This window comes from Sutcliffiella horikoshii (assembly GCF_020524325.1).
In the GTDB taxonomy this organism is placed as follows: domain Bacteria; phylum Bacillota; class Bacilli; order Bacillales; family Bacillaceae_I; genus Sutcliffiella_A; species Sutcliffiella_A horikoshii_D.
In genome coordinates, this window is record NZ_JAIVKY010000007.1 from 138,612 (window position 1) to 160,378 (window position 21,767).

Genomic DNA, 21,767 nt, shown 5'->3' on the forward strand with positions numbered 1-21,767 from the left:
CCTCACCTGATCGCGTTTAATACCTTTATTATAAGGGATTTAGCGGTTATAAAACAGGATTAATTATACTTTTCAAAATTTTTAGCAAAAAGCTTTTGCAGTATAATGTTTGTAATGCGAAGAAAGATTAACTAGGATAGGGTATATACAAAAAATCATACATATAAGAAGGTGAATTCACTTGGTAAAATGTATTGCCATAGATATGGACGGAACATTATTAAACAATAACCATGTAGTTAGTGAAGAGAACGCGGATGCCATTCAGCTTGCAAGGAACAATGGAGTGGAAGTGGTGATTGCGACTGGTAGAGCTTACTCTGAGGCCAAGGATGTATTGGCAGAGGCGGGTATCCATACTCCGATTATTTGTGTAAATGGAGCGGAAGCGCGCACGTCTGAAGGGGAAATCGTAGCAACAAATCCGATTAATTTGGATCTTGGCAGAGAGCTGGCGCGTATTTTGGACAAGCATGATATTTATTTTGAGATCTATACGCAGAACGGAACATTCTCAAAGGATTATGATAAGGCGATTGCCACGATTATGGATGTATTCATGTCAGCAAGTAACGATAATGACTATGATAAAGTCTTAAAGGCGGCACAAGAAAGAATGGAAGACGGAAATGTGAAAATGGTGGATAGCTTTGAACCTATCTTACAAGATGAGTCAAAGGTAATATACAAGCTTCTTGCTTTTTCCATGGATAAAGAAAATCTGGAAGCGGCACGTGCTGAACTGCTGGAACTTGGAACGGTTGCAGTGAGTTCATCTGGTAAGGACAACTTGGAGATCACAAGTGTGGATGCTCAGAAGGGAATCGCTTTGACTACATTCACTGAAGAGCGAGGTATTTCGATGGAAGACACGATGGCGATTGGGGACAATTACAATGACGTGTCGATGTTGGTGCGTGTTGGCAGAGCCGTTGCGATGGGGAATGCACCGGATGGTGTTAAGGAAAAGGCGCATATGGTAACAGATACAAATGTAAATAGCGGTGTTGCGAAGGCGATTGTTGAGGCAATGGCGAAGAGTGAGGTTGGATAAGTGAAACCGGGCGGCTTTAGTGCTACCCGGTTTTTTTATAAAAGAAAGGAAAATTAATAGAACTGTTGATTTCCGTTCCAGGCGCTTCGCTTGCCTGCGGGCGGTCCGTGAGCCTCCTCACTCCGTTGCGGGGTCTCACCTGTCCCTTCCTCCCGCGGCGTCTGCGCGCCTTCCACTCCAAAACTTTTCTACTTATTCAAATTCTCCAGTTCTGTGACGACTTTTTGGAATTTTGATTCTGTTTCACGGATTAGTTTTTGCAGGTCGTCGGTAATGTGGTTTACTCTTAGGGCTTCTTCTCGAATGTTTTCTACATTTTCGTTTACTTGATTGATGGATTTGGCTACACTTGCAGCCAATTTGCGAACTTCTTCCGCAACTACACTGAAGCCTCTTCCATGTTCTCCTGCACGAGCTGCTTCAATCGCCGCATTTAAGGCAAGGATATTTGTTTGAGAGGATATATTCTTAATAAGTTTGGAAACGTCGCTGATTAAATCTGTTTGTGTATTCAACGCTTGTAATGCTTCCAACTTTTCTTTGGAGTTATCGACCACTATATTCACTAATTCAACTGGCATTTCTTTTAACTCAGTCAATATTTTCAGGGAGTTTCTCTCGCGCTCTGTGATGTCGGTGGCTATTTTCAGGACAGCTTCTACTTGCCCTTCATCATTTACAATTGGGATATATGTTGCTTCTAACCAGAGGATATTGCCGCGTCTGTCCACTCTCTCAATTTTCTCTTGGAATTTGACCCCGTTACTCAAATTTGCCCACAGTTCTTCGTAAGCTCTACTATTTTTATATTCTGACGTACAAAACTTTGGATGTGACATATTCTTCATCTCATAAGCGGAATAGCCCATTGCCTTCGCAAAATTATCGTTTACCCAAACAACCTCTTTATTTAAATTAAACTCTATCATTGCTAGATTTCTTTCGAGTGCGGATAAAACGGAGTTCTCTTCTAGTATTTGCGTACTCACGTTAAAACTCATTGTACTGCTTAACATGTACCAAGCCCCTCTGCAAAAAATTGCTTACTTTTCTATTCTAGAGTAAATTCTTTCCTTTTACTAGGTAATAATAACTACAGACTTTTAAGTTTGTTGATTCCATAATATCCCACAAAACTAACGTTGAGACTCTTGGATCCAATCCCTTATAATAGACTAGTTGCAACAAAAGAATTTCGACTTTCTAACTAATAGAGTTACATATATAAGGGGGCCTGTTGTCATGAAGTTTCGTGCTTCTGCCGTGCAATATCCATTGCACACGATCTCAAGCTTTGATGAGTTTGCGAATCAAGTCATTCATTATGTGAAAACCGCTGCTGAATTTGAAGCGGATTTTGTCCTGTTCCCAGAGTTTTTGACGACCCAACTAATTTCTTTTCCAGTGGATGGGAGAGAGCAGACCATTCATGATCTGCCAAAATACACCGAACACTACCAACAACTGTTCAGCGGTATTGCCATACAAACCGGCATGCATATCATAGGCGGCACACACATTATTGAAAAAGAAGGAAAACTTTACAACGCAGCCCACCTTTTTTACCCTGATGGTCGCATCGCTACACAATCAAAGCTGCATTTAACACCAACAGAAGTGTATGAGTGGGGTCTGACCCCTGGTGAGGACTTACAGATTTTCCATACCGACTTTGGCACCATTTCGATGCTGACATGCTATGATATTGAGTTTCCGGAAGCGGTAAGGCTTGTGAAGGCGATGGGTGCGGATGTGGTGTTTTGTCCTTCCTGCACAGATGACCGTCACGGTTTTCACCGCGTACGATATTCTTGCCATGCGCGCACGATTGAAAACCAAATCTACGTGGTGACGACCGGAACCATTGGTTCCCTTCCTACGGTTGACTTTATGCGTGGCAACTTTGGGCAGGCTGCCATCATTTCACCAAACGACGTTCCTTTTCCTCCTCGAGGCATTGTAGCGGAGGGAGAGTTAAATACGGATATGATTGTTACAGGTGACCTAGATCTAACCCTTTTACACAAAGTAAGAGAAGCAGGATCTGTCACTACTTGGAGAGATCGCCGTAACGACCTATACCCGGACTGGGAAAAGATAGTTAAAGGCACCCTCACGTATTAATTGACAAACGGGTAGAGATGTCATACCTTTATAAGATAATAGATCCGTTAAATGAATCCATAGCTGTAGCTTGGAGCATTGGGCGAAGACTCCGGCGGGAGGTAGCGGTAGGTTGAGACCCCGCAGGTTTGCCGAGGAGGCTCAAGCATCGCTCCGCGGAAAGCGAAGCCCAATGCGGAAATTAGCAGCGTTGTTTAACAGAGCCAAACATAATAAAATACACACACATATATAGGATTGTGACTGGTAATGCAGGCAAGACCTAATACGTTTACTCCCCTAAAGAGTAGCGTATTGGGTCTTTTTCTATTTCCGCACAATTCCGACAATAGGAGGAAACACATATGTCATTTTTCAAAAAACTATTCGGCGGTAAAGAAGAAACCAAAACTGAAGAGATTCTAGTAGCACCTATTACAGGAAAAATCGTTCCACTTGAAGAAGTTCCAGACCCTGTATTCGCGCAAAAAATGATGGGTGATGGCATCGCAATTGAACCCACAGAAGGAACAGTTGTATCTCCAGTAAACGGAGAAATCGTTCAATTTTTCCCAACAAAACACGCGATCGGCATCAAGTCAGAAACTGGTGTGGAAGTACTGATCCACGTTGGTCTTGAAACAGTTGGCATGAAAGGGGAAGGTTTTGAAGGACTTGTGGAAGTCGGAGACAAAGTAAAAGTCGGCACGCCACTTTTAACATTTGATATCGACCTTATTAATGAAAAAGCAAAAAGCATCGTCACACCTGTTATCCTGACAAACGGGGATATCATTGATACAGTGACAAAACATGCTGTAAAAACAGCAACAAAAGGTGAAACAGCATTATTGGATTGGAATATTAAAGCGTAAATTCCCCGTCGTCTCCGTGCTTTCTATTCGTGAAGCATGTAACTGCTTTGTATAGCCCCTTTGATTGGTTATAATAAGAAGTAAAATAGGGCGGTTTGTAAATGGGGAGAGACAAGATTGAGAATAAGTAAAGTGTTAAACAATAACTCGGTTGTCGTCAAAGAGGATAATCAGGAAAAAATCGTGATGGGCCTTGGTGTCGGCTTCCAAAAGCGGAAGAACGATTTGGTAGACCGCAGTAAAATAGAAAAGATCTTTGTGATGAAAGAGGAAAGCGACAAGTTTCAAGAGTTGCTTTCCACTCTTCCTGTTGAGCATATAGATGTGGCAGAGGAAATTATCAGCTATGCAGAAGGTAAGCTGATGGTTCCTTTGAGCAATCACATCCACATTTCCTTAACAGACCATCTTTCTTTTGCAATTGAACGTTTGGAAAAAGGTTACACCATCCAGAATAAATTGCTCAACGAAATAAGAGTCCTCTATAGGCCAGAATTTGAGATCGGCCAATGGGCGCAAGGTTTGATCAAAGACCGGTTGGGCGTGAGCATCCCTGATGATGAAGTGGGACATATTGCCCTTCATCTTCACACGGCGAAAATTGGCTCCAAAAGCATGGCAAACACGATGCAGCTGGCTTCCATTATCCGTGATGCGATTGAGATTATCGAAAAGGAATTTGGTATAACGATTGAGGAAACATCCATCAATTATCAACGCTTGTTGACGCATTTAAGGTTTGCGATTAACCGTGTGGAAGAAGGGGAACCCTTTCACTCCATGGACCCTGAAATGCTAGAATTACTTCAGATGAAATTTGGGAAGGCATTTGGAACGGCGCAAAAAATCGCCGACTTTCTGGATGCAGAATATAACATTCATTTTCCTTTATCAGAAGTAGGATACATCACGCTCCATATCCAAAGGTTAACAGGGAAATAAGAAGCGTTGGACTGTTGACGAATTATGGCCGACTGGTTAAAATGAAAACGTATTCGCTAACAAGTATATACAGGATTGTGACTGGTAATGCAGGCAAGACCTAAAACAGGCAAGGACGTAGGGACCACTCTACCTTCTTGCAGGTTTTAGGTCTTTTGTTTTTGGTTTTGAAGTTAGGTTGCGGAGGGGCTGTATTTCCAATAATGGATAAATGGTCGGTTAGGGTGGATAAAACAATTTTACAATGGATAAATGGGTCTTTAGCGTGGATAAATCCCACTTACAATGGATAAATCCCACTTACAATGGATAAATCACATTTACAATGGATATGTCAAAATTCACCCTGATTCTTCTGCCGAAGCTAGCGAAAAAAGGTAAAAATCAACCTGATTTCACTTAAATGAATAAAACAAATAGGAAAAAGAGGTGCTCATAATGAATTATAACAAGATAGCGAAAGACTTGATTCCGCTCCTTGGTGGAGCAGACAATGTCATCAGTGCCACACACTGCGCGACTCGTCTAAGACTTGTTTTAAAAGATGATGAACTAGCAACAGCAAATCGTGACCAAATAGAGGAGCTTGATGGAGTGAAAGGGGCATTTGCCAGGTCCGGACAGTTCCAAGTTATTTTCGGCACAGGAATTGTAAATAAAGTATACGGCGAATTTGCAGAAGAAGTTGGACTTAAGGAAAAGGACACTCAAGACCATGCAGAAGCAGCGAAAAAGAAGATGAACCCGTTCGCGCGTTTCGCGAGAACACTGTCTAACATTTTCGTTCCAATCATCCCTGCCATCGTGGCAAGCGGTCTACTAATGGGGCTGCTGGGAATGGTGACAACATTCGGCTGGGTCGCGGATGACAGCTCCCTTGTGAAAATGCTGAATATGTTCTCCAGCGCAGCTTTCATCATTCTCCCGATTTTGCTAGGTTATAGTGCGGCAAAAGAATTCGGAGGAAACTCGTTCCTTGGGGCAGTTGTCGGCGGAATCATGACACACCCTGATCTGCTGAATCCTTGGGGACTTGCGGAAGCTAACCCGGAATACATGGATTTCATGGGACTTGATGTCGCACTGATTGGCTATCAAGGTACTGTTGTTCCGGTTCTTTTAGCAGTATTTGTAATGAGCATCATTGAGAAAAATTTACGAAAAATCGTACCAAGCGCAGTAGATTTACTTGTAACGCCATTTGTGACCGTTATCTTGACTGGTTTTATCACGCTACTTGCAATCGGGCCATTAGGAAATGCCATCGGTTCAGGTATCACAGTTGTGCTTAACTTTGTTTATGACTACGGAAGTGTCTTTGCCGGTCTTATTTTTGGCGGATTGTACTCCCTGATTGTAATCACAGGTGTCCACCACAGTTTCCATGCTATTGAAGCAGGACTTTTAGCAGAACTGGGCTTCAACTATCTCTTACCGATCTGGTCCATGGCAAATGTAGCTCAAGGTGGAGCGGGACTAGCTGTTTACTTTTTAGCAAAACGGGCGAAAACGAAAGAACTTGCATTGCCGGCAGCACTTTCAGCTTTCCTTGGTATTACAGAACCGGTAATCTTCGGGGTTAACTTAAGATATCGTAAGCCATTTATCGGAGCGGCCATTGGTGGCGCGTTAGGTGGAGCATATGTCGTGTTTACCAATGTTGTTGCGAACGCATACGGTTTGACAGGTATTCCGATGATCGCCATCCTTGTGGAGTTTGGAACTGTCAATGTCGTGAACTATCTGATTGGTTTCGCCATCGCGGTAGTAGGTGCCTTCATCGCAACATGGTTCATGGGCATTAAGGAAGACGAGGTAAAGTAAGATTCGGTTTAACACCGCTGTTGCTTTCCGCAAATGGCTTCGCTTTCCGCGGGGCGTGTGCTTGAGCCTCCTCACTTCGTTGCGGGGTCTCAACCTACCGCTACCTCCCGCCGGAGTCTCCGCCTTTTGCTCCAAGCAACAGCTATAAAATTTTCGATGACAGTAACCATTTTAAAATAAAGGAGGAACCATCCCATGAAAAAAGGAATCATCTCACTGGGTGAAGCACTGATAGATTTCATCCCACTAGATGCAGACAATATCACCTATCAAAAAAGTCCAGGCGGAGCACCGGCAAACGTAGCAGTCGGGGTTGCACGACTTCAGGCTAAATCCACTTTTATCGGGAAAGTTGGAAACGACGTACTCGGAAGGTTCTTGCAAAAGACGCTGGCAGACTACGGAGTCAACACAAGCTCGATGTTGTTAACAGACGACATCCGCACAGGAGTTGTATTCGTCACATTAGAAAATGGAGAACGCAGTTTTGACTTCTATATCAAACCAAGTGCAGACCGCTTTTTAACAGAAGAAGAGATCGACGAGAAACTTTTTGATGAAAATAAAATATTGCATTTCGGTTCCATTTCCCTAATAAGCGAGCCAACAAGAAGTGCCACCATCAAAGCGGTGAAGCTCGCAAAAGATAAAGGCATGACAGTCTCCTACGATCCGAATTTACGCCTTGGCCTGTGGGACAGTGAGGAAGCGGCAAAAGACCAGATTATTTCCATGCTTCCATATGTCGATATTTTAAAAATATCCGAGGAAGAACTAGAGTTCATTACTGGTGAAAAGGATATTGAAAAAGGAGCAGAAAAGCTTGCTGCCTACGAGGTCCCTCTTTTACTTGTAACACTTGGTTCAGAAGGCAGTTACGTTTTCACTCGTGAAGGCCATCAGCATGTGCCGGCACGAAAGGTGACAACAGTGGATACAACAGGAGCTGGGGATGCATTTGTCTCTGGAATTCTATATATGGCAAACGAGTGGAATGGAGATATCTCCACCATTACACTTGTAAAAGCCGTCGAAATGGCGACTTTCGCTAGTGTTTCTGGATCTCTAGCTGCCTCTGAAAAAGGTGCGATGACAGCCCTCCCTTCATTAGAGCAGGTTCAATTAATCTTAAGTAAATAAAGGAGTTTTTCTTTTATGACAGAAAGAGAGCAAGAGCTTATTAGACTTGCAAAGGAAGAAGTGGAGAAAAATAAAGAGGTCGTCGAAAGCGCCCCTTACCGTTTACGCTATCACCTCATGCCACCTGTCGGCTTGTTGAATGATCCAAACGGCTTTATCCAGTGGAACGGCACGTACCATCTTTTCTATCAATGGATGCCATTCAAAACAGGTCATGGAGCTAAATTTTGGGGGCATTATTCCTCTAAAGATCTCGTTAATTGGAAGCATGAGCCGATTGCCTTGGCTCCTAGCGAATGGTTTGAGAAGAATGGATGCTACTCTGGAAGTGCCATCGAGCATGACGGGAAGATGGTCCTCTTTTACACAGGAAATGTAAAGGATGCCGATGGGAACCGTGAAACATACCAATGCATGGCCGTTTCAGAAGATGGGGTGACATTTGATAAAAGAGGTCCAGTAGTGGAGCTGCCAGAAGAATATACTGCCCATTTCCGCGATCCCAAGGTGTGGAAGAAGGGTGCGGACTGGTACATGGTTGTTGGAGCGCAAAGTAAGGATTTGACAGGGAAAGTGGCTCTGCTGCGGTCATCTGATTTACAAGAATGGGAGCATCTTGGTGCTATTGCCGGTTCTAGTATGAATGGTTTAGGAGAATTCGGTTATATGTGGGAGTGCCCTGATTTGTTTGAACTTGGTGATGTGGACGTACTTATCGCTTCCCCTCAAGGCTTGGAAGCGGAAGGTATGAAATATCAAAATGTATACCAGGCGGGCTATTTTAGCGGAAAGCTTGATTACGAGACTGCTTCGTTTAAACACGATGATTTTGTCGAACTGGATCGTGGATTTGAGTTCTATGCTCCCCAAACCACTTTGGATGAGAAGGGCCGCCGCTTAATGGTCGGCTGGATGGGCGTACCAGAGCAAGACGAGGACAAGCATCCGACCATTGCCCACATGTGGATACATGCGTTAACTTTGCCGCGTGAATTGAAGTGGATTGATGGGAAGTTGTTGCAGGTGCCGGCGGAAGAGTTGGCTCTTCTGAGAAAAGAACAGCTTGTTGAAAAAAGTGAGTTGTTGCTTTCTGATGACGGAGTTGTATTGGATATTAGGGAGAGTAAAGCATTCGAGATGAGCTTTTCTTTTGAAAAGGGTGTATCATCATTTGAGCTGGAGCTGAGCGATACTGTCAAGTTGAATTTTGACGCTTCTTCTCGTGTGTTTTCCCTTCGACGTAAGAGTTTTGTTACAGAAGAATGGGAAAGTAGGAGCTGTAGTTTGCAAGTCTTAACTGAGCTGCAAGCATACGTAGATACATCCTCCATAGAAGTGTTCTTGAACGGTGGGGAAGAGGTATTTACTGCACGGATATTCCCGGATGGAGCTGTTCCCGAGATGGTAACCGTGGCTGGTAATGGTACGATTGGAGAGTTGAGAGTTTGGGAGTTATCAGGTTAAATTAGTCCGTTTTAACGGATTGGTGAAAGATGAAGACATTTTCAAGAGAAAAAGCGGTCTGAGAGTGTCTTCATATATTGGATGAAGACACTTTCATCCGAAAAACCAACATGAGAGTGTCTTCATAGGTCGAATGAAGACACTTTCCCCCAAAAAACTAGCGTGAGATTGTCTTCATCACCTCCAGTAGTCGTCAAACTCGTATTTCCACTGCATCTAAATTCTTAAGTTCTCCAATGTATTAGATAAAAACTATATGGAATGCTAAAGAGAAGCCTAGATATAAAATAGGGCTTCTCTATTTGCTTTTCAAATAGGCAAAAGGTCCCGCAATCCCCACATTGAAAAAAGGAGGCGCCAACCATGGAATTAGTGATTTATCTCATACTCACTTGGTTCATTGCGACCTATTTCTTCTTCCAAAAGAAGCGTCTACTATTCATAGAGAACCTTATGCTCTTTCTGTTATTCCTTTTTATCAACAAATGCGTACTGACGATGATCAGCATGAATTTAAGTCTTATTATGTACAGCAAGGAACCGCATTTGTTTCTGTGCTTTTGGCTGCAACGGAATATTATTTTCCCAGTGATTCTTCTCATTTTCGTAAATGGTGTGTTCACGAAGTCGATTGGCAAAAAGGTTACGGGAGGCTTGTTCACAATAATCGTTATTTTGTTGACCGAGGCGTTGGCTATTCATTTCTCCATCATACTCTACCATATGTGGTCATTTTTTATCTCATTTGTGGTCGCTGCCTGTTACCTCCTTATTGCCTTGGGAATTTCGACGTTTTACCGCCGATTGTTAACAAAAGAAGGGATAGTGAACTTTTAAAATGGAACCAACACCCACTATCAACTATGATTTTTATTTTAACTCTAATGAATGGTTCATCCTTGCATCCCTGCTAGCTGGCTATGTACTCATTTTCTTTTTGCCAAAAAGATTTCCTTTACCATTATCTCTCCTGTTTATCATAATTGGGATCAACAGCGGCATTGTGTTCGATCATACCATCAGCATCCCGCCTTTTGATTTTTACGATGTAAATGACAGTTCGTATTTTGAGTTGTTCGATTTTCTCTCCTATATCCAGTATGGACCGTATGGTTACCTGTTCTTCTACTTGCACAGCTACCTCAAAATCAAGGGGTATTTTAATATGCTTTATATTGTCATGTGGTCGATTATTGCGATGTTCACGGAGGCAATCGCTACATATTTTGGAGTCTTTCATTATAAAGAGGGGTATGTGTTTATCTTTTCATATCCGTTCTATTTTTACATTCAAACAATCACCCTCGCCCTTTATCTTTACATCATGAAAATCACTAAGCTTCCAGAAAAATACCCTCCACACCAATGACAAGTGTAGAGGGTGATTTTTTGTGCCCGGCATAGACCCGGTCAATTAGAGAAGCAGGAAGGCCAAGGAGATAATGGTGCCGCTGACGAACAGCACAATCACACAGAAGCCCATGATGTCTTTCGCTTTTAAGCCTGCAATGGCAAGTGCCGGCAAAGCCCAGAACGGTTGAATGAGGTTCGTCCATGCATCTCCCCAAGCGACTGCAAGAGCTGTTCTTGCGACGGAAACATCCATAGTTTGCGCTGCATCTAACATGACAGGAGCTTGAACCGCCCATTGTCCGCCACCGGATGGAACAAAGAAGTTCACAATTCCGGCACTAAGGAAAGCGAAGAAATGGAAGGTGTGTTCATTCGAAATGTTCACGAATGCTTCCGACATGACTGCAGCAAGGCCGGACAAGGTCATCATTCCCATTATTCCTGCATAGAAAGGGAATTGAATGATAATGCCGCTTGCTCCTTTGACCGCATTTGTAACAGCCTCCAGGAAATACTTTGGACGCCAGTGGAACAAAATCCCCAAGAACAGGAATAGGAAATTGACGATGTCCAAATTTAATTTAAACCCGTTTCCAGCAAAATAGTAAAACAAGAATACTAGCCCGAGAACAGATACTATCAAAGAGAGAACCCAACTATTTTCAAGACGTTCAGCTGGTGTCATTGCAGACTTTTCGAGAGTGGCTGCCTGAAGGCTTGATGCATCTTCCAATATCGCAGGATCAACCGTAATTGTTTCGTCCTTTGAAGGCATCATGAAACGGTTTAATATTGGCAAAGTCACAAAAAGTGCAGCAAGAATAATTAGGTTAAATGGTGCAAAAATGGTCTGATTGGTGGAAATGACCCCAATCATATCTTCAGTAAAATGTCCTTCTGTCGCAATGGTAAGTGGAATGGAACCAGAGAAACCACCGTGCCAAACAATAAATCCGCTGTAAGCGCTTGCAATTAAGAGTCTATAATCCACGTTCTGAACCCTTTTTGCAAGCTCTTTTGCAAACAAAGCCCCAATAACCAATCCGAAGCCCCAGTTAATCCAGCTGGCAATAATGGAAACAACCGTAACGATAATGATGGCACTTCCAGGAGATTTAGCTGTGGAAGCCAAAGCACCAAGAAGCTTTTTGAAAATAGGGCTGCTTGCCAATACATGTCCTGTTACCAAAACAAGTACCATTTGCATAGAGAAGGCTAGTAATCCCCAGAATCCGCCGCCCCAATGCTGTACCATATCAGCAGGACTGCTGTCAGTAAAAATAAGTCCAAGTCCGAAAACCACAAGCGTTAGGATAATAACGAATAAGAACGGATCCGGCAAATAACGTTGCATTAATCGATTAAAAAATGAAATCACGCATATCCCCCCAATAAGTTTTTTGTCGAAATTTAATCCCATCCCTCCTTTACATTTCTCTACTTATAGATATATTCCTTCTTTTTTTGTGGTAGTCCAATGTACAGTTTTTCTTGACAGAAAGGTTGTACTTCCAGTATGTTTTAATAAAAAGTGAGTAATCACTCACTTTTTAGAGAGGAGTAATACAATGACAACTCAAATTTGCAAAGTATCTAATTTATCTATTTCATTCGGTAAACAAGAAGTATTGAAAGATATCAATTTATCCATTAATAAAGGGGAAGTCTTTGGTTTTTTAGGCCCATCAGGAGCGGGAAAAACAACTCTTGTGAAAGCAATCGCTGGGCTTCAGCCCATTCATAATGGGGAGGTAGAGGTGCTTGCACGTAAAATGCCTACTTTATCACTCTCTGAGAAAATAGGTTACATGGCGCAATCAGATGCCTTGTATCAAGATTTGACTGCCCAAGAGAACCTCCATTTTTTTTCATCACTGTATAAATTAAACAGGAGTGATAGAAAGAAGAGAATTGGCAAAGTGATGGAGCTTGTAAATCTCAGTGAGCATCTCCACAAACCTGTGCAGCAATTCTCAGGCGGAATGAAACGTAGACTCTCACTTGCAATCTCCCTTCTCCACAACCCGGAGATTCTCATTTTAGATGAACCTACTGTAGGTATTGATCCTCTCCTTAGGAAATCAATATGGCAGGAACTGAAGGCACTAAGCAAAGAAGGTACCACCGTACTTGTTACGACACATGTAATGGATGAAGCCCAAAAATGTGATCGCCTTGCAATGATAAGAGAGGGAAGCCTGCTCGCGGTAGGAAGTACAGAGGAACTACAAAGAAAGACAGGTACAACTAACATGGAAGATGCATTTTTGACTTTTGGGGGTGCGACCGTATGAGAGTAACTGCTGTGATCATAAGAATTTTACGTCAGTTTTTCCGAGATAAAAGAACACTAGGTTTAATGATAATTGCACCTATGCTCATCTTGGCTCTCATGAATGTGGTATTTGCAGACCAGGAATCGAATATTGAAATCGGAGTGGTGGAAGAGGTTCAAACACTAGTGCAACATCTTGAAGATGAAAATTTGGAATTAATTTTAGTCGGCAGTGAAGAGGAGGGATTGGGAAAGATAGCAGAGTCGGAAATCGATGCCCTTTTTACACAGGAAAAATTAGTGTTAGAGGGAAGCGATCCATCTGTAAATAAAGGAATCCTGCTTAAGCTGCAAAAGTTGAGTCAGCCTGACGAAAACAAGGAACTACCATTTGAAGTAGAGTATGCATATGGATCAGAGTCAATGGAGATGTTTGATAATATTGGTCCCTTTCTTATCGTCTTCTTCGTTTTCTTTTTTGTCTTTTTAATTGCGGGTGTATCTTTTCTTCGCGAACGGACCAGTGGAACATTGGAAAGGCTGATGGCAACACCAATCAAAAGGTGGGAGCTTGTAATGGGGTATGTAGCGGGGTTTGGAATTTTTACGCTCATTCAGTCTAGCATCATTGTCTTTTTTACTATCTATATTCTAGATATTCAAATGGAAGGAAATATACTATCCATTCTTTTTGTTACCTTTACTGTCGCCATCACGGCGTTGACACTCGGAACCTTGTTATCTGCATTTGCCAAGAATGAGTTACAAATGATTCAATTCATTCCGTTGGTTGTTGTTCCGCAAGTGTTCTTTTCCGGCTTGTTTTCGATTGAAGCTATGCCTTCCTGGCTTCAAAAAGTAAGTTTATTGATGCCTTTAACCTATGCAGGAGAAGCAATGAAAGATATTATGATTAGAGGGAAAGGGATAGAAGAGATTTATAGCTATATTCTATTGCTATTTGGATTTTCACTTTTATTTATCTTATTAAACATTAGAGCTTTAAAAAAATATCGACCGACATAAGGCTAAATACGGAAAGGAGCAAGCATGGGCAATCAAGAAGAGAAAAAAATGAGCGAAAAACACCAAAAAATACTGGAGGCAGCCATCGATACTTTTGCAGAGAAAGGGTATGCGGCTACTTCTACCAATGAAATAGCAAAAAAAGCCGGAGTTGCTGAGGGGACCATATTTAGACATTATAAAACGAAAAAGGAATTGCTCCTCTCTATTGTTTCTCCAACGGTTGCCAAGTTTGTTGCACCACATTTTGTAAAATCCTTCTCAAAGGAAGTATTGGAGGGTGAGTATCACAGCTATGAGGAGTTCCTCAGAAAACTAGCATACAATCGCTATGATTTTATTAAGCAGAATTTCCCGATTTTAAAAATTTTCATTCAGGAAGTCGCGTTCCATGAAGAGTTTCAAAAACCATATTTCACACTCTTCAAAGACGTTATCCTGCCTAACTTTACAAATGTAGTCGTGCATTTCCAAGATAAGGGGGAGTTGAAAAAGCTTCCTCCTGAAACCATTATCCGTTTTACTATATCAACTATCGCTGGAACGATCTTTACTCAACGGCTTCTAGATGAAAAACAGGATTTTAATCATGAACTAGAAGCCGCCATTTCCTTTTTAATGGACGGTTTAAGTCCGGGGCAAAAATAAACGGAGCGGTGAAAGTGGAAAAGGGAGATCCTCCATGTGTACAATGGAGAAAAGACCACAGGAGGGGACATCTTGAATAAGACTATTGAAACCTTACTTTCGCATCGCTCCGTTCGAAAATTTGAAGATAAATGCTTAACGGAGGAACAAATAAAAACGATCGTAAAAAGCGCTCAAGCTGCTTCCACGTCAAGTTTTGTTCAAGCCTATTCTATTATAGGAGTAAAAGATAAGGCGAAGAAAAAACGCTTGGCTGAGCTTGCCGGAAATCAATCATATGTAGAAGATAATGGACATTTCTTCGTGTTCTGCGCGGATTTCCGACGCCATGCACTAATTGGTGAAATGGAAGGAACAGATGTTACCTCTTCCATCGAGAGCACGGAAAAGTTTATGGTGGCGGTCATTGATGCATCGCTTGCCGCACAGAATGCAGCTGTTGCTGCAGAATCCATGGGCCTTGGCATCTGTTATATTGGGGGACTTCGTACGAATATATATGAAGTGGCAGAGCTTTTAAAAATGCCGGCCAATACGATTCCTTTATTCGGCCTCGCAGTAGGCTATCCCGCTCAGGATACAGGAGTGAAACCTCGTTTACCGATGGGGAATGTGTACCACGAAGAGGAATATCAACAGGATGAAAAGGTCTTTAAAGCGCAATTGGAAGACTACGACCGGGAGATTTCTTCTTATTATCATGACCGTACGCAGGGGAAACGTTCCGACACATGGACTAGTCAAATGGCAGGGATGTTGAAAGAGCCGAAGCGTATGCATATGAAGGGGTTTGTGGAGAAGCAGGGATTTGCGAAAAAATAATATTACACAAATAAGAAGGCAGCCTCGTTATCGTTAATGGGGATGCCTTTTTCAAATTTATTTTACCGTTGATTTCCGTTCAAGGCGCTTCGCTTGCCTGCGGGCGGTCCGTGAGCCTCCTCACTCCGTTGGAAGCCACTGATAAACTGAAATCTCATGTACTTAAATGATTTCTAGCTGGTGATTGGAGAAAAAGGCGGAGACTCCTGAGGGAGATAGTGCTAGGTGGAGACCCCGCAGGCGAAGCCGAGGAAGCTCCAGCAGCGCCCCTAGGAAAGCGAAGCCTTTTTCGGAAATCAACAGCGGTGTCAATACAACATCTTAATTAATAGACTTTTTCAGTGGCGTCCTCTGTTGCGGGGTCTCACCTGTCCCTTCCTCCCGCGGGCGTCTGCGCGCCTTCCACTCCAATCAACAAGGTTACTTCATTCACTTTATTAGTACAATCTTTCTCACGAAAGGAACCAATGCATATCCTATATAAAACCCTAGTACATTCAAAATCAAATCGTCAATATCCAGGCTGCCTCTATTGGTAAGCAACTGGGAGATTTCAATACAAAAAATTAGTGCAAAAGGAAGGAACGCTCTGATTAAAAAGCTTCTAGTCCAAAATGCCAGTAAAACCCCAAAGGGTACAAATAATCCTACATTAGCAGCCAAGTTGTAGAAAGAAACAAACCAACCAGCATTACCAGAAAGGTAAAGTGAAATGGTTTCAAAAGGAACAAGATTGCTGTTATCATAGGCCGGCTCGCTAGGCCTCATGAATAGAAGAACCAGCAGGGAAAGGGTGTATAGAATAAAGGCGCCGATTAGGTAGGGGCGTCTTACCATCACTTGTTGATTCGTTAGAAATAAATAGATGGCTAGGTTAACAACTAGCAAGCAAAAAAAGAGCACTACCAAAACAACAGGATGCAAGTAAGTAGTGAGAGTAGTTGTGATGGGAATGAAAATAGTAAAAATTATGAAGCTCAATATGAAGGGAATAAATATTTTCTTCAAAAAGTTGCAACCTCCGCTCAAAGAAAAAACCGGGTCGTATACCGCCCGGTTACTCTTTTGTTTCCGTTTCTTCTTCCTCGGCAGTTCCTTCTAACAGTTTCTTTAATTGGGAAAGATGGTCGCCGTCTTCTTTTTTCAAGATCTTTCGGATAATAGGCTTGGTGAGCTTCATGACGATGCCTGAAGTATGGATGTCCCCTTGGAAGTGAACCTTCGTGCCACCCTCCACGGTTGGCTTAAAGTCATAGTGGTAAATAACCTTCAGCCCATTTGCTTCACTTTGGACCACATAACGTTCATTCGGTAAGAATTCGATAAATTCAATGATAGATGATGCTTGACGCCCACGAATTTCACGGGTTTCTTTAAACTTGGTACCAACCTGTACTGGTCCTTCTGTTAACTTCTCAATAGCCACAACATTTTGCATTATTTTTGAAGAGTTGTCCATATTGGCCGCATAAGAAAATACCTCTTCCAAGGGCTTGGAAATAATGACGGAATCCTGAATATCTGGCAAGGTGATTGCTCCTCTCATAAACCATGTCTTTTGATTTAATAATAGCACAGAAAAAGGAAGGACTAGCGAGAATTTGAAACAAGGAAGTTTAAAAAGTTCACGAGACGGAAATATACACAGTAACAAGTTGAACTTATTAAAATTCGAGGAGGAAATTATTATGTTAGGATTATTAATTACCCTTATAATAGCAATTGTTATCGGTATGATTGGAAGTGCCATCGCACCTGGTGGCATGCCTGGTGGAATATTGGGAGCTATGCTTGCAGGACTTGTAGGGGCTTGGATTGGTCACGGCTTATTCGGAACTTGGGGACCTGTCATTGCTGACTTTGCCATCGTCCCAGCCATCATTGGTGCCGCAATCTTCGTATTCTTGTTAACATTGATTTCAAGAGGTATGAGAAGCGCAACATAATAGTAGGATAATAAAAAAAGGCAACCATCCGGCTGCCTCTTTTTATTGCTTATTTTGCTTCTAAACGACGGATACGTTCATTTAAATCAGGGTGAGTAGAGAATAAAGAACTCTTTCTCTTCCCGTTGATTTTAAGAGATGCAATCGCAGTATCTTTCTCTTCTGTCACACGGTTTGTGTAAGCTTGAAGGGAACGTAATGCATGCACCATTTTGTCTTTACCTGCAAGATCTGCGCCTCCACGGTCAGCGTGGAACTCACGGTAACGGGAGAAGGCAAATACGACGATGCTTCCAAGGATTGAGAATGCGATTTGGAATACGATAATGGCAATGAAATGTACGATCGGTGCCATTTCTTCTTTTACAAAACGAGACGCGATGAAAGCTGCGATACGAGCCAAGAATACAACGAATGTATTCACAACACCTTGTAATAACGTCATGGTTACCATATCACCATTGGCGATGTGGGCAACCTCATGGGCGATAACCCCTTCAACAGCGGCTTCGTCCATTTCATCTAAAAGGCCAGAAGAAACAGCTACTAATGAACGGTTCTTGGAAGGACCTGTAGCAAATGCGTTAACCTCTGGAGAGTAATAAATTCCAACTTCTGGCATTTTCGTGATACCAGCAGCACGGGACATGCGGTGAACCATTTCAACAATTTGACGCTCTTGTGAGTTCATCGGACCATCTGGATCGATGACTTTCACGTTCATCATTTTCTTAGCCATCCAACGGGACATCAATAAGGAAATGAAGGAACCTGTGAAACCAACAATGGCACTAAATACTAGAAGTGCTCCGAAATTTATTCCGCCATCTTCAATATAGTTTCCAGCACCAGTCACCATAAAGATGATGGAAATCGTTGTTAAGACAAGTACGTTCGTAAGGATAAAAAAGAATATACGTTTTGCCATGTTTCTCCTCCTGAAAAGTTTTGAGGTCTTTTGAACCTCTATCTCTAATGTCTCTATTATAGATGGAATGGCCTAACTTTTCAACGAAAGTGTCTGACATTATTTGACGAAACCGGCTGGCCATTTTACTATAAATGCAGGAATGTCGGATGAAGAGGGTGTGTTAGGGTATGAGTAAAGAGTGGACCAGATTGGAGTTGGCCGAGTTTTTAGTCAAGATGGAACAAGGGACGCTTTCTGTTGAAAAGGGGAAGGACATGCCGAAAAGTTTCCAAAATCTTTCTTCTAAAAAAGAGAAAGAGGAAGTGGGCTTAACAATGTCCAATATTGTGTGGCTCGGTAATCAGTTGGAAAGCGCCCATTATACAGAACCGGCTTTGAAAAATTGGGTGAAACGTGAAATAAAAGAATACATAGGTGCCCCTCAAGTAGGACGGAAATATTCTATCCAGCAGGCCGCATTGCTTTTTATTGTTAAAGACCTTAAAGTGCTGCTAGATTTTGAAGCAATCAGGAAGGTGCTTGGCTCTATTTTCAATAATCCTGTGGATAGGGAAGATGATATCATCAGTCCTTTGAAGTTTTATCAAGGCTATGCTTGTTTGTATGAGCAGTTGATGAAAAAGACAAATTTACTGACAGAGAGCAACATTAAAAGTGAAATTGAACAATTTTTAATAACGGAAAATGGATTTTCAGTAGAAGATAAAGGTAAGATTTTTGATGCGATGATGGTGGCAACGCTGGCTGTTAGAACTAATTTTTTGAAAGCGTGGGCACAACGGTATGTGATGGGGAAAAACGGAAAAGAATAAGTTTATTGCATGTAAACGCTTCACTTTCAGAAGTTAGGTTATAATAGGTTTAAAGCTTGATTTGACTGGGCTTAATATGGTATTTTCAATGCGGACTATCGCGAAATAAATTACCTTGAAGAAGGGAAGTTTTTATATTATGGCAAAGCAACAAATCGGCGTAATCGGTTTAGCAGTTATGGGTAAAAACCTGGCAATGAACATTGAGAGCAGAGGTTATTCCGTTTCCGTATTCAACCGTTCCCCGGAAAAAACAGAAGAATTCCTTCAAGAAACAGAAGGAAGAAACTTCAAAGGTACATACAGCATCGAAGAATTCGTTCAATCTCTAGAGTCCCCTCGTAAAATTTTACTGATGGTAAAAGCAGGCGGACCGACAGATGCTACTATTGACTCTTTAAAACCTTATCTTGATAAAGGTGATATCCTGATTGACGGTGGTAACACACTTTACACAGATACTATTCGTCGTAACAAGGAACTTGGCGAGCTTGGTTTGAACTTCATCGGTACAGGTGTATCAGGTGGGGAAGAGGGAGCGTTAAAAGGTCCTTCCATCATGCCTGGTGGACAGAAAGAAGCCTACGAGCTAGTAGAAGATATCTTGAAGAGCATTTCTGCAAAAGTAGAAGGCGATGCTTGCTGCACATACATCGGTCCAGACGGTGCCGGACACTATGTAAAAATGGTGCATAACGGTATCGAATACGGCGACATGCAATTAATCAGTGAAGCATATTTCTTATTGAAGAATGTACTTGGTCTTTCTGCACAAGAGCTTCACGAAGTGTTTGCAGAGTGGAACAAAGGTGAATTGGACAGCTACTTGATCGAGATCACAGCAGACATCTTTACAAAAGTGGATGACGAAACAGGCAAGCCACTTGTAGATGTTATTCTTGATACAGCTGGACAAAAAGGTACTGGTAAATGGACAAGTAAGAGCGCATTAGACTTGGGCGTTCCACTTCCAATCATCACTGAATCTGTATTCGCACGCTTCATCTCTGCAATGAAAGAAGAGCGCGTAAAAGCAAGCGGAATCCTGCGCGGACCAGAAGCGGTCGCTTTTACTGGTGACAAGGAAGCATTCATCGAGAGCGTGCGCAAAGCACTTTACATGAGCAAAATCTGCTCTTACGCTCAAGGATTTGCACAATTGCGTGCAGCATCTGAAGAGTACGGTTGGGACCTGAAATACGGCGAGATCGCCATGATCTTCCGCGGCGGTTGTATCATCCGTGCCCAATTCTTGCAAAAAATCAAAGAAGCATACGACCGTGAAGCTGGTCTTGCAAACCTATTGCTTGACCCATACTTCAAAGAAATCGTGGAAAGCTACCAAGGTGGCCTTCGCGAAATCCTTGGCGTTGCGATCCAGCACGGCGTACCTGTACCATCCTTCTCAAGCGCGCTTGCATACTATGACAGCTACCGCTCTGAGACGTTGCCTGCAAACTTGATCCAAGCGCAGCGAGACTACTTCGGTGCTCACACGTATCAACGTGTGGACAAGGAAGGGATCTTCCATACGGAGTGGATGAAGTAAGTTTTAGTTTTTGATAAATTGGACCAATCTGTGGTTCCTGCTTGATGCGGGGGCTGTGGGTTGGTTTTTTTGTGGGGTGGTGGTGTTGGTTGATATATCAGGTGCGTGGTCACAGATTCCGTTCGGTTTTTATTGATTTACTTATTTTTCTAGTTATTTCTTGATATATTTGTTTTTTTCTCGATATCCACCCGAGTTTTCTTGATATATCTCAAAATTTCTTGATATATCCCGAAATTTCTCGATATAATCCCAGAATTATTGATATCCCAAATATCACCTCTTTCAAATGGCCCGCACACCTCCAATACACACAAAAAACCACCCCGCCCCCAAAACCCGGGGACAGAGTGGCAAATCTACTCAAATCTTATTTCATATCCATCAATACAATACGTGCCGGTGATGCATCCACACCGCTCAGCTTCAATGGCGCTGCACACATGATGTACTCGCCTTCTGCGATATCCTTCAAGCGCAATCCTTCAATGATGATAACACCATTTGCGAAAAGCGTTTTGTGTGTAGGGTGGCCTTCTTGGCTGCGCTCAATGCCAAGTGCATCGACGCCAACGCCGCTCACGCCGATTTCAGCCAAGTACGCCGCAGCATCCTCTGCTACAAACACAAAGTCAAAGTTGAAATCTTCATCAAAGGAATTTTTCGTTTTGAATAAAAGGAAATCGTCTTTGCCAATATCAAGCCCTTCAATATCCTTCACCGTAATGCGGTCCTCAACTGCTGTTAAATCGAAAACTTTACAAGGACCTACAAGCTTGTCCAATGGCAAGGTTTCGATTGTTTCTCCGTCTACCACCATATGAAGCGGGGCATCGACGTGCGTTCCTGTGTGGACATCCAGCTCCAGGCGGGTTTCAGTTACATAACCGTTTGTGTTGGTCGTTTGTTTTGGTTGCTTTTCGGGTTTGTTTTTATATACTGGCATTCCCGTGTAAATTGGGGATGATACGTCGTAAACTTTCATATGTTAAAGTCTCCCTTC

The 21,767-nt window shown here is 42.4% G+C and carries 22 protein-coding genes; 16 read left to right on the forward strand and 6 right to left on the reverse strand.

The genetic code is table 11. From position 1 onward, the window contains the following. Positions 1–181 precede the first annotated feature (181 nt). On the forward strand, positions 182–1,054 hold the full coding sequence (locus LC091_RS09625; RefSeq protein WP_226681813.1) for a Cof-type HAD-IIB family hydrolase: 873 nt from the start codon (positions 182–184) through the stop codon (positions 1,052–1,054). Positions 1,055–1,242: 188 nt separating this feature from the next. Here LC091_RS09625 and LC091_RS20490 read toward each other — a convergent pair whose 3' ends face one another. Beyond that, positions 1,243–2,070 (reverse strand): methyl-accepting chemotaxis protein, encoded by an 828-nt coding sequence (locus LC091_RS20490; RefSeq protein WP_319003652.1) that lies wholly within the window; start codon positions 2,068–2,070, stop codon positions 1,243–1,245. A gap of 226 nt (positions 2,071–2,296) precedes the next feature. On the opposite strand from LC091_RS20490, the gene LC091_RS09640 reads away from it, so the two are divergent. From LC091_RS09640 to LC091_RS09675, 8 genes are all read left to right on the forward strand, one after another. Next, a complete protein-coding gene (locus tag LC091_RS09640; protein WP_226681814.1) occupies positions 2,297–3,178 on the forward strand; it encodes a carbon-nitrogen hydrolase family protein in 882 nt (293 codons plus the stop codon). 344 nt (positions 3,179–3,522) lie between these two features. Beyond that, positions 3,523–4,032, forward strand: coding sequence for a PTS sugar transporter subunit IIA (locus tag LC091_RS09645; protein ID WP_226681815.1), 510 nt, complete (start codon positions 3,523–3,525; stop codon positions 4,030–4,032). Positions 4,033–4,149: 117 nt separating this feature from the next. Further along, the gene (locus LC091_RS09650) at positions 4,150–4,974 is read left to right on the forward strand and encodes a PRD domain-containing protein (RefSeq protein ID WP_226681816.1); all 825 of its coding nucleotides are present in this window, start codon (positions 4,150–4,152) and stop codon (positions 4,972–4,974) included. A 438-nt stretch (positions 4,975–5,412) separates the two neighbouring features. After that, complete coding sequence (locus LC091_RS09655; protein WP_226681817.1) at positions 5,413–6,798, forward strand: sucrose-specific PTS transporter subunit IIBC; 1,386 nt, start codon at positions 5,413–5,415, stop codon at positions 6,796–6,798. Positions 6,799–6,993: 195 nt separating this feature from the next. Continuing rightward, on the forward strand, positions 6,994–7,938 hold the full coding sequence (locus tag LC091_RS09660; RefSeq protein WP_226681818.1) for an aminoimidazole riboside kinase: 945 nt from the start codon (positions 6,994–6,996) through the stop codon (positions 7,936–7,938). Positions 7,939–7,953: 15 nt separating this feature from the next. Further along, on the forward strand, positions 7,954–9,402 hold the full coding sequence (locus tag LC091_RS09665; RefSeq protein ID WP_226681819.1) for a sucrose-6-phosphate hydrolase: 1,449 nt from the start codon (positions 7,954–7,956) through the stop codon (positions 9,400–9,402). Between the two features lie 363 nt (positions 9,403–9,765). Next, positions 9,766–10,239, forward strand: coding sequence for a hypothetical protein (locus LC091_RS09670; RefSeq protein ID WP_226681820.1), 474 nt, complete (start codon positions 9,766–9,768; stop codon positions 10,237–10,239). A gap of 1 nt (position 10,240) precedes the next feature. After that, the gene (locus LC091_RS09675; protein WP_226681821.1) at positions 10,241–10,771 is read left to right on the forward strand and encodes a hypothetical protein; all 531 of its coding nucleotides are present in this window, start codon (positions 10,241–10,243) and stop codon (positions 10,769–10,771) included. Between the two features lie 45 nt (positions 10,772–10,816). On the opposite strand, the gene LC091_RS09680 is transcribed toward LC091_RS09675, so the two are convergent. Further along, positions 10,817–12,133 (reverse strand): short-chain fatty acid transporter, encoded by a 1,317-nt coding sequence (locus tag LC091_RS09680; protein WP_404819676.1) that lies wholly within the window; start codon positions 12,131–12,133, stop codon positions 10,817–10,819. A gap of 190 nt (positions 12,134–12,323) precedes the next feature. On the opposite strand from LC091_RS09680, the gene ccmA reads away from it, so the two are divergent. The 4 genes from ccmA to nfsA all read left to right on the forward strand — a co-directional run bounded on the left by ccmA (position 12,324) and on the right by nfsA (position 15,526). Beyond that, positions 12,324–13,049, forward strand: a complete 726-nt coding sequence (gene ccmA, locus LC091_RS09685) for a heme ABC exporter ATP-binding protein CcmA (protein WP_226681823.1) — start codon at positions 12,324–12,326, stop codon at positions 13,047–13,049. Next, positions 13,046–14,056: an ABC transporter permease gene (locus tag LC091_RS09690; protein ID WP_226681824.1), complete on the forward strand. Its 1,011-nt coding sequence runs from the start codon at positions 13,046–13,048 to the stop codon at positions 14,054–14,056. Before ccmA ends, LC091_RS09690 begins: the two co-directional genes overlap by 4 nt. Positions 14,057–14,080: 24 nt before the next feature. Next, positions 14,081–14,704: a TetR/AcrR family transcriptional regulator gene (locus LC091_RS09695; RefSeq protein ID WP_226681825.1), complete on the forward strand. Its 624-nt coding sequence runs from the start codon at positions 14,081–14,083 to the stop codon at positions 14,702–14,704. 72 nt (positions 14,705–14,776) lie between these two features. Beyond that, complete coding sequence (gene nfsA, locus LC091_RS09700; protein ID WP_226681826.1) at positions 14,777–15,526, forward strand: oxygen-insensitive NADPH nitroreductase; 750 nt, start codon at positions 14,777–14,779, stop codon at positions 15,524–15,526. A 429-nt stretch (positions 15,527–15,955) separates the two neighbouring features. Here the strand turns inward: nfsA and LC091_RS09705 are convergent, their stop codons facing one another. Continuing rightward, positions 15,956–16,507 (reverse strand): VanZ family protein, encoded by a 552-nt coding sequence (locus tag LC091_RS09705; RefSeq protein ID WP_226681827.1) that lies wholly within the window; start codon positions 16,505–16,507, stop codon positions 15,956–15,958. Positions 16,508–16,583: 76 nt separating this feature from the next. Further along, the gene (locus LC091_RS09710) at positions 16,584–17,072 is read right to left on the reverse strand and encodes an SRPBCC family protein (protein WP_226681828.1); all 489 of its coding nucleotides are present in this window, start codon (positions 17,070–17,072) and stop codon (positions 16,584–16,586) included. Between the two features lie 142 nt (positions 17,073–17,214). Between LC091_RS09710 and LC091_RS09715 the strand changes: the two genes are divergently transcribed. Next, positions 17,215–17,472, forward strand: a complete 258-nt coding sequence (locus LC091_RS09715) for a GlsB/YeaQ/YmgE family stress response membrane protein (RefSeq protein WP_148965265.1) — start codon at positions 17,215–17,217, stop codon at positions 17,470–17,472. 49 nt (positions 17,473–17,521) lie between these two features. Here LC091_RS09715 and htpX read toward each other — a convergent pair whose 3' ends face one another. Beyond that, positions 17,522–18,400 (reverse strand): protease HtpX, encoded by an 879-nt coding sequence (htpX, locus tag LC091_RS09720; RefSeq protein ID WP_088019828.1) that lies wholly within the window; start codon positions 18,398–18,400, stop codon positions 17,522–17,524. A gap of 170 nt (positions 18,401–18,570) precedes the next feature. Here htpX and LC091_RS09725 point away from each other — a divergent pair, with 170 nt between their 5' ends. Together LC091_RS09725 and gndA are read left to right on the forward strand one after the other, a co-directional pair. Then, a complete protein-coding gene (locus LC091_RS09725) occupies positions 18,571–19,215 on the forward strand; it encodes a DUF1836 domain-containing protein (RefSeq protein ID WP_226681829.1) in 645 nt (214 codons plus the stop codon). A 139-nt stretch (positions 19,216–19,354) separates the two neighbouring features. After that, a complete protein-coding gene (gene gndA, locus LC091_RS09730) occupies positions 19,355–20,764 on the forward strand; it encodes an NADP-dependent phosphogluconate dehydrogenase (protein WP_226681830.1) in 1,410 nt (469 codons plus the stop codon). Positions 20,765–21,134: 370 nt separating this feature from the next. Here the strand turns inward: gndA and LC091_RS09735 are convergent, their stop codons facing one another. Further along, on the reverse strand, positions 21,135–21,749 hold the full coding sequence (locus tag LC091_RS09735; RefSeq protein WP_226681831.1) for a cyclase family protein: 615 nt from the start codon (positions 21,747–21,749) through the stop codon (positions 21,135–21,137). Positions 21,750–21,767 lie beyond the last annotated feature (18 nt).